This is a genomic window from Pseudomonas sp. L7 (assembly GCF_046605565.1).
GTDB lineage: Bacteria > Pseudomonadota > Gammaproteobacteria > Pseudomonadales > Pseudomonadaceae > Aquipseudomonas > Aquipseudomonas wayambapalatensis.
Map to the genome: position 1 here is coordinate 1,534,905 of NZ_CP176784.1, position 13,648 is coordinate 1,548,552.

Here is a 13,648-nt window from a genome sequence, read left to right on the forward strand (position 1 = left end):
CCCTGCGGGAGAGGCCGCAGGGTGTGCGAGAACTCTATGACAACAAGAAATGCGATTTACACCACGCCCAGCTCATTGAAGACGAACGCATATTCCAGGGCCACGTCTTTCAGCCCCTGATAGCGTCCGCTCATGCCGCCGTGGCCGGCGCCCATTTCGGTCTTGAGCAGCAGCAGGTTGTCGTCGGTCTTGCGGGTGCGCAGGCGCGCTACCCACTTGGCCGCCTCCCAGTACTGCACGCGGCTGTCGTTGTAGCCAGCCACCACCAGCATGGCCGGGTAGGCCTGGGCCTTGACGTTCTCGTAGGGGGCATAGGCCTTGATGCGTGCGTACACCTCAGGCTCTTCGGGGTTGCCCCACTCGTCGTACTCGGTGACGGTCAGCGGCAGCTCGGGGTCGAGCATGGTGTTGAGCACATCGACGAAAGGCACCTCGGCGATGGCGCAGCGGAACAGCTCCGGACGCTGGTTGAGCACCGCGCCCATCAGCAGGCCGCCGGCGCTGCCGCCGCTGATGGCCAGTTGCTCGGTGCGGGTGACGCCCTGGGCGATCAGGTGTTCGGCACAGGCGATGAAGTCGTCGAAGCTGTTCTGCTTGTGCTCCTGCTTGCCAGCGCGGTACCAGGCTTCACCCAGCTCGCCGCCGCCACGCACATGGGCGATGGCAAAGGCCACGCCGCGTTCGAGCAGGCTCAGGCGGGCGTGGGAGAACCAGGGGTCGAGGCTCTCGCCATAGGCGCCGTAGCCGTAGAGGTACAGCGGCACTTCGCGGTCCAGGTCCTGGCGGCGGCGCACCAGGCTGATCGGCACCTGGGTGCCGTCCTTGGCGGTCGCCCATAGGCGTTGGCTGACATAGTCGTCGGCATCGAAGCGACCGAGTACCGGGGTCTGCTTGAGCACCTGCTGCTCACCACTGGCCAGCTCCAGCTGGCGAACCTGGGCCGGGCGGTTGAGCGCTTCGTAGCGCAGGCGGATGCGCGTGCTGGAAAACTCCAGGCTGTCCTGCACGTAGAGGCTGTAGGCGGCGTCGGGCAGTTCGACGCGATAGGCCGGCAGGCCCTGGGGGCGGACTTCGATGATCGGCAGGCCGCCTTCACGCAGGCTCAGCGACAGCGCCGAAGCGTTCAGGCTCAAGCCTTCGAGCATGATGTCGTCACGGTGCGGCACCAGTACCTGCCATTGTGCGCGGCTGGGCACCTGGTCGGCCGGGGCGTGGAACAGGGCGAAGTTGATGCCGTCCTGGTTGCTGCGGATGAACCAGCGCCACTGGCCATCGAGCTGGCCGTGGTCGGGGAAGTACTCGTGGCCCTCGACCCGCGGCGCCAGGCAGGTGAAGTCGGCCTGTGGCGTGGCGGCATCGAGTACCCAGGCTTCGCTGGTGGTCTTGCTGTTGAGCAGCAGCACCAGTTGGCGCTCGGAACTTGCGCGGTAGCAGTGCAGGAAGAAGCGCCCATCGGGCTCTTCGAACACGGTGCTGGCGTCGCTTTCGCCCAGGGTGTGGCGGCGCAGGCGCCACGGGCGGTGGGTGTCGTCCAGTTCGGCGAAGAACAGCGTGCGGCTGTCGTTGGCCCAGGTCAGGCTGCCGTCGCAGTCGTCGAAGGGCAGGGTGGTGACGCTGCCGCTTTCCAGGTCCTTGATGTAAAGGGTGTAGACCTCGTCGCCGCTGGTGTCGAGGCTGTAGGCCAGCAGGCGATGGTCGGGGCTGACATTGAACGCGCCCAGGGCGAGGAAGCCGCCGTTGGCCAGGGCGTTGGGGTCGAGCAGCAGTTGCTCGGCGCTTTCGTCGACGCGGTTGCTGTCGTCGGCCGGGCGCGGGCAGCGGTAGTGGCGCGGGTATTCGTCGCCTGCCGTGGTGCGGGTGTAGTAGAGGTAGGGGCCCCAGGGGGAGGGGAGCGACAGGTCGGTTTCGAGGATGCGGCCCTTGATTTCTTCGAACAGCTGTTCGCGCAGCTCGGCCTGGTCGGCGAGGCAGGCTTGCTGGTAGGCGTTTTCCTGCTCCAGGTAGGCCAGCACTTCGGGGGTGTCGCGTTCCTGCAGCCAGGCGTAGGGATCGGCGGCTTGGGCGGGGCGGGCGATGGGGGGCTTGGGTCTGGTATGCATGGGATGTCCGTGGTTTGGTGGCGTCTGTGCCGGCCTCTTCGCGAGCATTGCCGGTCTGCGGGAGCGGGCTTGTCCGCGAAGAGGCCGCTCAGGCTTCATAGAGGGAAGAGGCGCCTGTGCCCGTAAAAGTGTTTATCATAGGCATCTCTTTGCCTGCCTTGCACGGACACCATGATCGAACAAGACTACACACTGGCCTGGGGCCTCTACGCCGTCGCCGCCCTGGGCTGCCTGCTGGTGGCCTTCAAGTTCACCGGCTGGATGTGGCGCTGGCTGCGCGAGCCGCTGCGGGTGATCGTTGCCGTGCTGCTGTTCACTCCCACCATTGTCGACCCGGTCAAGGACAGCTTTGCCCCGGCCATTGCCATCACCGCCCTGGACCTGGCGTTCAAGGTGGGCAACAACGCCTGGCGCGCAGCCTCGGACCTGGCGATGTACGGCATGATCGCCTTTGGCCTTTACCTGCTGTTCGTGCTGGTGCGCTGGCCACTGGAAAAACGCGCTGGCGAGCGCCGCGAGAAGGTCGAGGCCGCCGCCAAGCGCCAGGCGGCCGAAGACGATGCGGTGATGGCCGATGCGCCCGTCGCCGATCGTCGCGATCGCTACCGTGAAGAGCCACCTGCTGCCCCGGTGCGTCGCCCGGGCAATGGTGGCGGCCGCGTCGAGCCACGGATCTAGGACGGAGCCCTCGCCAATGTGTGAATTGCTGGGCATGAGTGCCAACGTCCCCACCGATATCGTCTTCAGCTTCACAGGCCTGATGCAGCGCGGCGGGCGTACCGGGCCGCACCGCGACGGCTGGGGCATTGCCTTCTACGAAGGGCGTGGCCTGCGCCTGTTCCAGGACCCGGCCGCGAGCAGCGAGTCGGAGGTGGCCAACCTGGTGCAGCGTTACCCGATCAAGAGCGAAGTGGTTATTGGCCATATCCGCCAGGCCAACGTCGGCAAGGTCTGCCTGTCCAACACCCACCCCTTCGTGCGTGAGCTGTGGGGGCGCAACTGGTGCTTCGCGCACAACGGCCAGCTCGCCGATTTCAGTGGCGAGAAGACGTTCTACCGCCCGGTCGGCGACACTGACAGCGAAGCCGCCTTCTGCGACCTGCTCAACCGCGTGCGTGCGGCATTCCCCGAGCCCGTCGAGGTCGAGGCGCTGCTGCCGGTGCTGGTCGAGGCCTGCGCAGGCTACCGCGCGAAGGGCGTGTTCAACTACCTGCTCAGCGACGGCGACTGGCTGTTCTGCTTCTGTTCGACCAAGCTGGTACACATCACCCGACGCGCGCCTTTTGGTGCCGCGCGGTTGAAGGATGTCGACCTGATCGTGGATTTTCAATCGGAAACCACGCCCAATGACGTGGTCACGGTGATCGCCACCGAGGCCCTGACCGAAAACGAGACCTGGCAGCGTTACGAGCCGGGTCAATGGGCCCTGTGGCGGCACGGCGAGTGCGTCGCCAAAGGCTAAGGACAGAGCATGTTCAGAAGTTACCTGCGTTTGCTGCTGTTCACCTTCGGCCTGCTGGCCGGTGTCCAGGTGCCCGGCCTGGTCAAGGACTACAGCCAGCGGGTCGAGGCGCACATGCTCGAGTCGCGCGAAGCGCTGGCGGGCTTCCAGGAAACCGCCGAGCGCTTCTTCAAGGGCGATCTGCAGGCGTTGGTGCGCCATTACCGTACCAGCGACGACCCGGTGTTCAACAGTGACGCCAACAGCATCGAAAGCCTGATGATTCGCAACCAGTTGCTGGAAAACGAATGGCAGGCGCTGCAAGGCAGTTGGGCCAGCCGCAGCTGGCATGTGCTGGTGCAGGCCGATCCGCAGCTCCGCGAAGAGACGCTCAAGGGCTATAGCTACCAGATCCTGCTGGTGCCCGAGGCGATCGGCTGGGGGATTGCCAGCGGCTTCCTGCTGGCGTTCCTGGTCGAGAGCCTGTTGCTGGGGATCGGTTGGGTGATCCTGGGCGGGCGGCGTCGGGCGGTGAAGGAAAGCTGGCGCTAGGCTGCCGGTATTTCGTTGCCCGGGGCGGGCCTCATCGCGGGACAAGTCGCAGCGGCGAACCGCCGCTCCCACAGTGTTGGACCTTGCGGGAGCTACTGTCCTGTTCAAAATCTAAAGGCCAGCTCAATCCCTGTGGGAGCGGGCTTGTCCCGCGATGAGGTCGAAACTGACACATCCCTGGCTCAGACCAGCACGATCCGCTGCACCCCCACATCCTGCGCATAGCGCTCCAGCACATGCCGGCACAACCCCACCACTTCATCGACCAGCTCCACCCCGGTCTGCCACGACACCACCAGCTCCAGGCTAGGCGGTGGCTGCAGCCCGGTCAGCAGCACCAGTTCGCCGCGTGCCAGCTCTGCGGCGACCAGCGCCGGGGGCAGGGCGCCGATGCCGAAGCCGTCGCGCAGCAACCGGGTGATGGCCGACACCGAGTTCACGCAGTTCAGCCGCGGCGTCTCGCTCCCCGCGCTCTGCAGCAGGCTGAACACCTCCTGGTGCGGCCGTGAGTTGCGCGAAAAGGTGATGATCCGCTCGCGCGCCAGTTCGGCCAGCGATGCATAGTCGCGATGGTGCGGTGAGCCGGTGGCGACGATCCAACCCATCGGGTAGCGCGCAAGGTCCAGGCTGCGGATGCTTTCCTGGCGCAGCAGGTCGGTCTGCAGGATCACGTCGAGAAAACCCTTCTGCAACTGGTCGCGCAGGTTCAGCGAGGTGTCGGCGACCAACTCGATTTCCACCTGCGGGTAGCGCTCGGTCAACTCGGCCACCAAGGCGCTCATCCAGGTGTGGATCACCGTGTCCATGACCCCCAGGCGGATCCGGCCGACCACGGCCCGTTCGCCGCCCAGCGACTGTTTCATCGCCTTGGCGGTGTCGAGCATGCGCTCGGCGTACTCCAGCACCTTGCTGCCTTCCGGTGTCAGGCTGACGCCGCGCGAGTCGCGCAGCAGCAGCTTCACGTCCAGGTCGGCCTCCAGCGCGGCGATGCGGCTGGACACCGAGGCCTGGGTGGTGAACAGCTTCTCGGCCGTAAGGCGAAAGCTCTTGAGCCGGGCGACCCAGACGAAGGTTTCGAGAAATCGCAGGTTCATCTCGTGCTCGCAGGGCAGGGCGATCAGGTTTTCTTGTTCCAGACCGACGGTTTTTCTCGTTGGACGCAGGTTGCGCGGGCTTTGAACAATAGCGTCCAGGCCGCGACCACGCAGTCGTTCCTCAAACAATACCAACAAGCCGAGGCATCCATGAACCCCACCGGCGTACAGCAGCAGGCACCCGCCCGATCTTCGGGCGGGCCCTTTGCCTGGTACCGTGACATCGACTCCCAGCAACGACGCACCTTCTGGAGCTGCAAGATCGGCTATGGCCTGGACGGCATGGACACGCAGATGCTCAGCTTCGTCATCCCCACCCTGATCATGATCTGGGGCATCAGCACTGCCGAAGCCGGCCTGATCCACACCAGCACCCTGATCGCCTCGGCCATCGGCGGCTGGGTCGCCGGTATCCTCTCCGACCGCATTGGCCGCGTACGTACCCTGCAACTGACCGTGCTGTGGTTCGCCTTCTTCACCTTCCTCTGCGGCTTCGCCCAGAGCTACGAGCAGTTACTGATCGCCCGCACCCTGATGGGCTTTGGCTTCGGTGGCGAGTGGACCGCCGGTGCAGTGCTGATCGGCGAGGTGATCCGTGCCCAGGACCGCGGCAAGGCAGTGGGCATGGTGCAATCGGGCTGGGCCATCGGCTGGGGCCTGACCGCGATCCTCTACGCCTTGTTGTTCTCCTGGCTGCCGGCCGAACAGGCCTGGCGTGCGCTGTTCCTGCTCGGGTTGTTGCCGGCGATCTTCGTGATCTTCGTGCGCCGCATGGTCAAGGACCCGGAGGTCTACCGCGAAGCCAAGAGCGCGGAAAAGCCTGAAGCGCCTTCGCACTTCTACGAAATCTTCGCCTCCGGCATGCTCTGGACCACGATCCGCGCTTCGCTGCTGACCACCGGCGCCCTGGGTGGCTACTACGCCATCACCTCGTGGCTGCCGACCTTCCTCAAGAACGAGCGTGGCCTGAGCGTGCTGGGCACTGGTGGCTACCTGGCCATGGTCATCGTCGGCTCCTACATCGGCTATGTGATCAGCGCCTACCTCAGTGACCTGCTGGGGCGTCGCAAGAATTTCATCCTGTTCGCGGTGGGTTCGTTCGTCATTGTCCTGCTGTACACGCAGATGCCGGTCAGTGACGGCGTTATGTTGTGGCTGGGCTTCCCGCTGGGCTTCTTCGCCTCGGGCATCTTCAGCGGCATGGGGGCTTTCCTCACCGAACTGTTCCCCACGCGCATCCGCGGCTCGGGGCAGGGTTTCTGCTACAACGTCGGCAAGGTGCTGGCGGCGATGTTCCCGCTGCTGATCGGCCTGCTCGGCGAGAAGATCCCGTTGGGCCTGGGCATCGGCGCATTCGCTGCGGTGTCCTATGGCATCGTGATCGTCGCCGCCCTGAGCCTGCCAGAAACCCGCGGCAAAGAACTGAAGGCGCGTTAAGGTAGACCTATGAACAGCACAACAGGAGTTCGACAGGTGAACCGCCTGCTTCTCAATTGCGACATGGGCGAGAGTTTCGGCAACTGGCGCATGGGCCTGGACGCCGAGGTCATGCCCTTCGTGGACTGCGCCAACATCGCCTGTGGCTACCATGCCGGCGACCCCGGCACCATGCGCCGCACCGTGGCCTTGGCGCTGCAGCATGGCGTGACCATCGGTGCGCACCCGGCCTACCCGGACCTGGTCGGCTTCGGCCGCCGCTCGATGGCCTGCAGCGACGACGAGATTCGCGACCTGCTGCACTACCAGATCGGCGCCCTGGACGGCATCTGCAAGGTGCTCGGTGGCCGCGTGGCCTACGTCAAGCCGCACGGCGCGCTGTACAACGACATGATGGCCGACCCGCAGAAGCTGCGCGCGGTGCTGGAGGCTGTGGCCGCTTATGACGCAGACCTGCCGCTGATGCTGATGGCCACTGCCGACGACAGCGCTGCACAGGCCCTGGGCGACGAGATCGGGGTGCCGCTGTGGTTCGAAGCGTTCGCTGACCGCGCCTACACCGCCAGCGGCCACCTGGTGTCGCGTCGCCTGCCCGGTGCCGTGCATCATGACCCGGCCCTGGTGGTCGAACAGGCCGTGCGCCTGGCCCGTGGCGAGGCATTGGTGGCCAATGATGGCAGCGCGCTGCGGCTCAATGCTGCCACCTTGTGTGTGCATGGCGACAACGAAAGCTCGGTGGCTGCGGTGCGGCAGATCCGCCAGGCCCTCGACGCGTTGCAGGCATGAGGATGTCGCGATGAAGCCACGTATCGAAGTGGTGGCGATCGACAGCCTGATGGTGCGGCTGTTCGACACCATCGATGAGGGCAACATGCCGTGGATCCTCGCCGCCAGCCAGCGCCTGCGCGCAGCGTTCGGTGAGCACCTGATCGACCTGGTGCCGTCCTACACCACGCTGATGCTGCAGTCGGACCTGGCGCCAGGTGAGGCGCGCGCGCGAATTGGCCAGGCGCTGGAAGGCTTGCAGCCGGATACAGGCCACAGTGGTCGGCGTCACGAGATTCCGGTGTGGTACCACGCCAGCGTCGGCCCGGAGCTTGCGCTGCTGGCCGCACGCAGTGGCCTGAGCGAAGACGAGGTGATCCGCCTGCACTGCGCGCGTGACTACCCGGTGTTCGCCCTGGGCTTCGCACCGGGGTTCGGTTTCATGGGGCTGGTGGACGAGCGTCTGGCCACGCCGCGCCTGAGCACACCGCGCAAGCGTGTCGCAGCCGGTAGCGTGGGCATCGCCGAGCGGCAGACGGCGGCTTACCCTGCGGTGTCGCCGGGGGGCTGGAACCTGATCGGGCGCACGCCGGTGCGTCTGTTCGACCGCGAGCGTGATGGCTACAGCCTGCTGCAGCCGGGGGATCGGGTACGTTTCGTGGCGGTGTCGCACACCGAATTCATGGCATTGGGCGGCGATGACCGTCCGTTGGAGGCGCTGGCATGAGGCAGTTGAGGATCGAAGCCAGCAACGCGCTGTGCCAGCTACAGGACGCCGGGCGCCTGGGTGTGCGGCATCTGGGTGTGACCCAGGGCGGAGCGCTGGACTGGGTGGCGATGAACTGGGCCAACTGGCTGCTGGGCAATGCCCTGGACGCGCCAGTGGTGGAGGTGGCGCTGGGTGGTTTGAGCCTGCTCGCCGAGCAGGACTGTGTGCTGGCCCTGACCGGCGCCGATCTGGACGCCAGGATCGACGACCAGCCGCTGGCGCCCTGGCGCAGCTTCGCCCTGCACAAGGGCCAACGGCTGACGCTGCGGCAGCCGCGTCAGGGGATACGTGCCTACTTGGCGGCACCGGGCGGTTTTGCCGGCGAAGCCGTGCTGGGCAGTTGTTCGACGGTGGCGCGTGAAGCGCTCGGTGGCATCGAGGGGCGCGGCGAGGCGCTGGCCAAGGGGCAGGCTCTGCGCTTTGCCGAGGGCGCCCCGGCCTTGCGTGAAGTACCCGAAGCCTTGCGTCCGCTGTATCCGGCCAAGCCGGTACTGGACCTGGTGATGGGCGCGCAGATCGGCGACTTCAGCGGCACCAGCCTGTTCGAGGCCTTCAACAGCGACTGGACGCTGGACAGCCGTGCCGACCGCATGGGCAGCCGCCTGTTGGGGCCGCAACTGGTCTACCAGGGCGCGCCGATGATTTCCGAAGGTATTCCGCTGGGCGCCGTGCAGGTGCCGCCGGATGGGCAGCCGATCGTGCTACTCAATGATCGCCAGACCATTGGCGGCTATCCGCGGCTGGGGGCGTTGACGCCGCTGGCGCTGGCGCAGTTGGCCCAGTGCATGCCGGGGGCGGTGGTGCGGTTTCGGGCGGTGGTGCAGGAGACGGCCTGGCGGGAGCAGCAGGGGTATCTGCAGCGCTGGGCGTGAGCTTTCGGGCGCTATCGCGGGGCAAGCCCACAGATAACCCACTGTTCGCAGGGACGGTAGGGTATCTGTGGGAGAAACTGTCTTGTTCAAAATCTAAAAGCCAGCCCTATCCCTGTGGGAGCGGGCTTGTCCCGCGATAGGCTCGGTACAGACGCCGCGAACCTATTTGGACAAGTACCTCATCGCTTCCTCCAACCCCTGCAAGGTCAGCGGGAACATCCGGTCCTCGACCAGCTCACGCACCAGCTGGGTGGAGGCGGTGTAGTTCCAGGTCTGTTTCGGGTAAGGATTGATCCAGACGATCTTCCTGAATTTCTCCATGAAGCGCTGCATCCACACATACCCGGCCTCTTCGTTCCAGTGCTCGACGCTGCCGCCCGGCTGGGTGATCTCGTAGGGCGCCATCGCCGCATCGCCGACGAACACCACCTTGTAGTCATCACCGTACTTGTGCAGCAGGTCGAAGGTGGAAAAACGCTCGGAGGTGCGGCGCAGGTTGTTCTTCCACACCGATTCGTAGACGAAGTTGTGGAAGTAGTAGTACTCCAGATGCTTGAACTCGGTCTTGCAGGCCGAGAACAGCTCTTCGCACACTTTCACGTGGGCATCCATCGAGCCGCCGATATCGAACAGCAACAGCAGCTTGACCGTGTTGCGCCGTTCCGGACGCATCTGGATGTTCAACAGCCCGGCATCGCGGGCGGTGTGGTCGATGGTGCCGTCGATGTCGAGCTCCTCGGCGGCGCCCTCGCGGGCGAACTTGCGCAGGCGACGCAGGGCCAGCTTGATGTTGCGCGTGCCCAGCTCGACCTGGTCGTCGAGGTTCTTGTACTCGCGCTGGTCCCAGACCTTGACCGCCTTGCCCTGACGCTTGCCGGCCTCGCCGACGCGGATGCCCTCGGGGTTGAAACCGCCCGAGCCGAACGGGCTGGTGCCGCCGGTGCCGATCCACTTGTTGCCGCCGGCGTGGCGTTCCTTCTGCTCCTCGAGACGCTTCTTGAATTCCTCGATCAGCTTGTCGAGCCCGCCGAGCGACTGGATCTGCGCGCGCTCTTCATCGCTGAGCGAGCGTTCGAACTCCTTGCGCAACCATTCTTCGGGGATCAGCGCTTCCAGGTGGCGGTCGAGGTTCTCCAGGCCCTTGAAATAAGCCGAGAAGGCGCGGTCGAACTTGTCGAAATGGCGCTCGTCCTTGACCAGGATTGCCCGCGCCAAATAGTAGAACTCGTCCATGTCGGCGAATACCACACGCTGCTGCAGGGCGTTGAGCAGGTCGAGCAGTTCGCGCACCGACACCGGCACCTTGGCCGCGCGCATTTCATTGAACAGGTTGAGCAGCATGGCCAGCCCCTCAGCGGTTGCCGCGACGGCTCATGAAGGCCAGGCGCTCCAGCAGTTGTACGTCCTGCTCGTTCTTGACCAGGGCACCGGCCAGCGGCGGGATGGCCTTGGTTGGATCGCGCTCGCGCAGCACCGCCTCACCGATGTTGTCGGCCATCAGCAGCTTGAGCCAGTCGACCAGCTCGGAGGTGGAGGGCTTCTTCTTCAGGCCCGGCACCTTGCGCACGTCGAAGAATACGTCCAGCGCCTCGCTGACCAGCGACTGCTTGATGTTCGGGTAGTGCACATCGACGATGCGCTGCAGGGTTTCGCGGTCGGGGAAGGCGATGTAGTGGAAGAAGCAGCGGCGCAGGAAGGCGTCGGGTAGCTCTTTTTCATTGTTGGAGGTGATGATGATGATCGGGCGCTGTTTCGCCTTGATGGTCTCGTCGATTTCGTAGACGTAGAACTCCATCTTGTCGAGTTCCTGCAGCAGGTCGTTGGGGAACTCGATGTCGGCCTTGTCGATCTCGTCGATCAGCAGGATCACGCGCTCATCGGCCTCGAAGGCTTCCCACAGCTTGCCTTTCTTCAGGTAGTTGCGCACATCGTGGACCTTGTCCACGCCCAGTTGCGAGTCGCGCAGGCGGCTCACCGCATCGTATTCGTAGAGGCCCTGGTGGGCCTTGGTGGTGGATTTGATGTGCCAGGTGATCAGGCGTGCCCCGAAAGATTCGGCCAGTTGCTCGGCCAGCATGGTCTTGCCGGTGCCCGGCTCGCCCTTGACCAGCAGCGGGCGTTCGAGGGTGATGGCCGCGTTGACCGCCAGCTTCAGGTCGTCGGTGGCGACGTAGTTGCGGGTGCCTTCGAATTTCATGGAGCCGATCCTCTGCGGGGTGTCGGTGCTGGCTTTTTCGCGGGCAAGCTGGCTCCTACAGGGGAGAGTACCTTGTGGGAGCGGGCTTGCCCGCGAAAAGGCCGACACCGAGAACTCATGTCTATGATGTGTCCCCGACTATAACGCGGCCCCAGGCGGCTGCAAACGCAGACCGGGTATTCAGTCCCTGAATGGCCCGTCACCCCGGTTTCAGTCAGCCTTGGGTGGCGGCTGCTCGTAGCGGGCGTTGAATGCCTGGACGAAACCATTGCGCAATATCTGCAGGAACGCCTCGAATGCGCTGATGTTCTGTTGATGCACGCTGCCACTGAGCTCGACGCGGGTGGCGAACTGATTCTTCGGCTGGTTCTTCAGCACCGTTTCACTGGCACCGACCACCGCCTCCCAGATCGAGCGGAAGAAGCCTTTGTCCTTGTCTTCGACATCCTGCTGCCAGTCGAACACATCGACATCGCGCAGCAACGGCTTGATATAGCCGTTGAGCCTACCGTTCTCGGCCTGGGCCTCGATCACCAGGTCGCCGTGCCCGGCATTGAAATCGAACTTGCCATAGGCGCTGGCGAAGTCATTGAGTCGACGCAGTTCCAGGCCCTCGGCGCGCAGGCGGAACTCGAAGTCGTCGAAGTCGCTGAACGGATCGAAGGTGGCGCGGCTTTCGACCTTGGCATCTCCGGCGATCAGGGCGGTGGCCTCGAAGCTGGCGTCACGCCGACCCTTTTCGTCGCGCACGTTGGTCAGGTTGCGGATACTGGCCTGAAGCTGGATGGCCTTGAGGTCCACAGGCGGCTTGGAGTTGAAGTTGCGAAAGGTCAGGGTGCCGTTTTCGATGCGCACTTCGTTGAGCGTAATCGGCAGCAGTTTCTCCAGTTGCTGGCGCCAGTCGGTGCCCTGGCCGGTCTGCGAGTTCTGTTTGCTGCCGCCATCGACGAAGTTGAGTTCGGGCCGCACGAACGCCACCTCGGCGACCACGGCCTGGTCGTACCACAGCGCATGCCAACTGACCGACAGGTCGATCAGCGGCGCATCGAGCAGCGGCACGGGCACCTTGCCGGTGGTCTTGACGATCTTCAGCCCGTTGATCTGGTAGGCACCGCGCCACCAGGCGAGATCGACGTCGGCGACCTGGCCGCGGTAGTCGCCCATGTCGGCGAGCTTGTCGTTCAGGTAGTCGCGCACCAGGTAGGGCAGGGCCAGATGCAGGGCCACCAGCAGCACGATCAGGCCGGCCAGGCCGATCAGCGGCCAGCGATAACGGGCTTTCATCGCAAGCTCTCCAGGGCAGGTTGTGCGGTTGACCGCCAGGCGCCGGGCTTGGTTCGAACGGGCTTTACGGGCTGCCGGGGCAGGCTTACCCTTGAAGCTTTCCCGCCTGTTTCCAACGATTCAAGGACCCCTGCCATGAGCCGTATCTACGCCGACAACGCCCACTCCATCGGCAACACGCCGCTGGTGCAGATCAACCGCATCGCCCCGCGCGGGGTGACCATTCTGGCCAAGATCGAGGGGCGCAATCCGGGCTATTCGGTGAAGTGCCGGATCGGCGCGAACATGGTCTGGGACGCCGAAGGCAGCGGCAAGCTCAAACCGGGCATGACCATTGTCGAACCCACCTCGGGCAACACCGGCATCGGCCTTGCCTTCGTTGCTGCGGCGCGCGGCTACAAGCTGATTCTGACCATGCCGGCCTCCATGAGCCTGGAGCGGCGCAAGGTGCTCAAGGCACTGGGCGCCGAGCTTGTGCTGACCGACCCTGCCAAGGGCATGAAAGGTGCGATCGAGAAAGCCAACGAGATCGTCGCCTCCGATCCCGCGCAGTACTTCCAGCCAGGGCAGTTCGAAAACCCCGCCAACCCGGCGATTCACGAGAAGACCACCGGCCCCGAGATCTGGAACGACACCGACGGCGCCGTTGATGTGCTGGTCGCAGGTGTCGGCACCGGCGGCACCATTACCGGCGTGTCGCGCTACATCAAGCACACCCAGGGCAAGCCGCTGCTGTCGGTGGCTGTGGAGCCGGTGGCTTCGCCGCTGATCAGCCAGACCCTGGCCGGCGAGGAACTCAAGCCCAGCCCGCACAAGATCCAGGGCATCGGCGCAGGTTTCGTGCCGAAGAACCTCGACCTGTCGGTCGTCGACCAGGTCGAGCAGGTCACCGATGAAGAGTCCAAGGCCATGGCCATCCGCCTGATGCAGGAGGAGGGGATCCTGTGTGGTATCTCCTGCGGTGCGGCGATGGCGGCGGCCGTGCGCCTGGCGGAAAAACCGGAGATGCAGGGCAAGACCATCGTGGTGATCCTGCCGGACTCGGGCGAGCGCTACCTGTCGAGCATGCTGTTCAGCGACATGTTCAGCGAGCAGGAAAACCAGCAGTGAAGCCCAGGGGCGTCTAGCGCCCCTGCCT

Annotated in this window: 13 protein-coding genes; 8 read left to right on the forward strand and 5 right to left on the reverse strand. The window is 64.9% G+C overall.

What is annotated here, in order from left to right; translation table 11 throughout:
- Positions 1 to 56: 56 nt before the first annotated feature.
- Positions 57 to 2,099, reverse strand: coding sequence for a S9 family peptidase (locus ACK3BK_RS07305; protein ID WP_411384005.1), 2,043 nt, complete (start codon positions 2,097 to 2,099; stop codon positions 57 to 59).
- A 171-nt stretch (positions 2,100 to 2,270) separates the two neighbouring features.
- Here ACK3BK_RS07305 and ACK3BK_RS07310 point away from each other — a divergent pair, with 171 nt between their 5' ends.
- The 3 genes from ACK3BK_RS07310 to ACK3BK_RS07320 are packed head-to-tail and all read left to right on the forward strand — an operon-like array spanning position 2,271 to position 4,092.
- Entirely contained in the window at positions 2,271 to 2,777 is a 507-nt protein-coding gene (locus tag ACK3BK_RS07310) for an MFS transporter (protein ID WP_186709780.1), read from the forward strand.
- A gap of 16 nt (positions 2,778 to 2,793) precedes the next feature.
- A complete protein-coding gene (locus ACK3BK_RS07315) occupies positions 2,794 to 3,561 on the forward strand; it encodes a class II glutamine amidotransferase (protein ID WP_411384006.1) in 768 nt (255 codons plus the stop codon).
- Positions 3,562 to 3,570: 9 nt separating this feature from the next.
- The gene (locus ACK3BK_RS07320; protein ID WP_186666910.1) at positions 3,571 to 4,092 is read left to right on the forward strand and encodes a DUF2937 family protein; all 522 of its coding nucleotides are present in this window, start codon (positions 3,571 to 3,573) and stop codon (positions 4,090 to 4,092) included.
- A gap of 182 nt (positions 4,093 to 4,274) precedes the next feature.
- On the opposite strand, the gene ACK3BK_RS07325 is transcribed toward ACK3BK_RS07320, so the two are convergent.
- A complete protein-coding gene (locus ACK3BK_RS07325) occupies positions 4,275 to 5,186 on the reverse strand; it encodes a LysR family transcriptional regulator (RefSeq protein ID WP_411384451.1) in 912 nt (303 codons plus the stop codon).
- Positions 5,187 to 5,336: 150 nt separating this feature from the next.
- On the opposite strand from ACK3BK_RS07325, the gene ACK3BK_RS07330 reads away from it, so the two are divergent.
- The 4 genes from ACK3BK_RS07330 to ACK3BK_RS07345 are packed head-to-tail and all read left to right on the forward strand — an operon-like array spanning position 5,337 to position 9,029.
- Positions 5,337 to 6,623 (forward strand): MFS transporter, encoded by a 1,287-nt coding sequence (locus tag ACK3BK_RS07330; protein ID WP_186666909.1) that lies wholly within the window; start codon positions 5,337 to 5,339, stop codon positions 6,621 to 6,623.
- 9 nt (positions 6,624 to 6,632) lie between these two features.
- The gene (locus ACK3BK_RS07335; protein ID WP_186709781.1) at positions 6,633 to 7,409 is read left to right on the forward strand and encodes a 5-oxoprolinase subunit PxpA; all 777 of its coding nucleotides are present in this window, start codon (positions 6,633 to 6,635) and stop codon (positions 7,407 to 7,409) included.
- A 10-nt stretch (positions 7,410 to 7,419) separates the two neighbouring features.
- Positions 7,420 to 8,115: a 5-oxoprolinase subunit PxpB gene (gene pxpB, locus ACK3BK_RS07340; RefSeq protein WP_186722135.1), complete on the forward strand. Its 696-nt coding sequence runs from the start codon at positions 7,420 to 7,422 to the stop codon at positions 8,113 to 8,115.
- Positions 8,112 to 9,029: a biotin-dependent carboxyltransferase family protein gene (locus ACK3BK_RS07345; protein ID WP_411384007.1), complete on the forward strand. Its 918-nt coding sequence runs from the start codon at positions 8,112 to 8,114 to the stop codon at positions 9,027 to 9,029. The genes pxpB and ACK3BK_RS07345 overlap by 4 nt, the downstream gene beginning before the upstream one ends.
- A gap of 162 nt (positions 9,030 to 9,191) precedes the next feature.
- On the opposite strand, the gene ACK3BK_RS07350 is transcribed toward ACK3BK_RS07345, so the two are convergent.
- The 3 genes from ACK3BK_RS07350 to ACK3BK_RS07360 form a co-directional block, all read right to left on the reverse strand.
- On the reverse strand, positions 9,192 to 10,370 hold the full coding sequence (locus ACK3BK_RS07350; RefSeq protein ID WP_054895021.1) for a vWA domain-containing protein: 1,179 nt from the start codon (positions 10,368 to 10,370) through the stop codon (positions 9,192 to 9,194).
- A 10-nt stretch (positions 10,371 to 10,380) separates the two neighbouring features.
- Positions 10,381 to 11,226, reverse strand: coding sequence for an AAA family ATPase (locus ACK3BK_RS07355; protein ID WP_054895020.1), 846 nt, complete (start codon positions 11,224 to 11,226; stop codon positions 10,381 to 10,383).
- Between the two features lie 210 nt (positions 11,227 to 11,436).
- Positions 11,437 to 12,510, reverse strand: a complete 1,074-nt coding sequence (locus ACK3BK_RS07360) for a DUF748 domain-containing protein (RefSeq protein WP_186666904.1) — start codon at positions 12,508 to 12,510, stop codon at positions 11,437 to 11,439.
- Between the two features lie 135 nt (positions 12,511 to 12,645).
- Between ACK3BK_RS07360 and cysK the strand changes: the two genes are divergently transcribed.
- The gene (gene cysK / locus ACK3BK_RS07365; RefSeq protein ID WP_186709782.1) at positions 12,646 to 13,620 is read left to right on the forward strand and encodes a cysteine synthase A; all 975 of its coding nucleotides are present in this window, start codon (positions 12,646 to 12,648) and stop codon (positions 13,618 to 13,620) included.
- Positions 13,621 to 13,648 lie beyond the last annotated feature (28 nt).

Excerpts from the sequence above, each read along its gene's own strand:
- ACK3BK_RS07305 (WP_411384005.1), bottom strand. The coding sequence starts at position 2,099 with ATGCATACCAGACCCAAGCCCCCCATCGCCCGCCCCGCCCAAGCCGCC.
- ACK3BK_RS07310 (WP_186709780.1), top strand. The coding sequence starts at position 2,271 with ATGATCGAACAAGACTACACACTGGCCTGGGGCCTCTACGCCGTCGCC.
- ACK3BK_RS07315 (WP_411384006.1), top strand. The coding sequence starts at position 2,794 with ATGTGTGAATTGCTGGGCATGAGTGCCAACGTCCCCACCGATATCGTC.
- ACK3BK_RS07320 (WP_186666910.1), top strand. The coding sequence starts at position 3,571 with ATGTTCAGAAGTTACCTGCGTTTGCTGCTGTTCACCTTCGGCCTGCTG.
- ACK3BK_RS07325 (WP_411384451.1), bottom strand. The coding sequence starts at position 5,186 with ATGAACCTGCGATTTCTCGAAACCTTCGTCTGGGTCGCCCGGCTCAAG.
- ACK3BK_RS07330 (WP_186666909.1), top strand. The coding sequence starts at position 5,337 with ATGAACCCCACCGGCGTACAGCAGCAGGCACCCGCCCGATCTTCGGGC.
- ACK3BK_RS07335 (WP_186709781.1), top strand. The coding sequence starts at position 6,633 with ATGAACAGCACAACAGGAGTTCGACAGGTGAACCGCCTGCTTCTCAAT.
- pxpB (WP_186722135.1), top strand. The coding sequence starts at position 7,420 with ATGAAGCCACGTATCGAAGTGGTGGCGATCGACAGCCTGATGGTGCGG.
- ACK3BK_RS07345 (WP_411384007.1), top strand. The coding sequence starts at position 8,112 with ATGAGGCAGTTGAGGATCGAAGCCAGCAACGCGCTGTGCCAGCTACAG.
- ACK3BK_RS07350 (WP_054895021.1), bottom strand. The coding sequence starts at position 10,370 with ATGCTGCTCAACCTGTTCAATGAAATGCGCGCGGCCAAGGTGCCGGTG.
- ACK3BK_RS07355 (WP_054895020.1), bottom strand. The coding sequence starts at position 11,226 with ATGAAATTCGAAGGCACCCGCAACTACGTCGCCACCGACGACCTGAAG.
- ACK3BK_RS07360 (WP_186666904.1), bottom strand. The coding sequence starts at position 12,510 with ATGAAAGCCCGTTATCGCTGGCCGCTGATCGGCCTGGCCGGCCTGATC.
- cysK (WP_186709782.1), top strand. The coding sequence starts at position 12,646 with ATGAGCCGTATCTACGCCGACAACGCCCACTCCATCGGCAACACGCCG.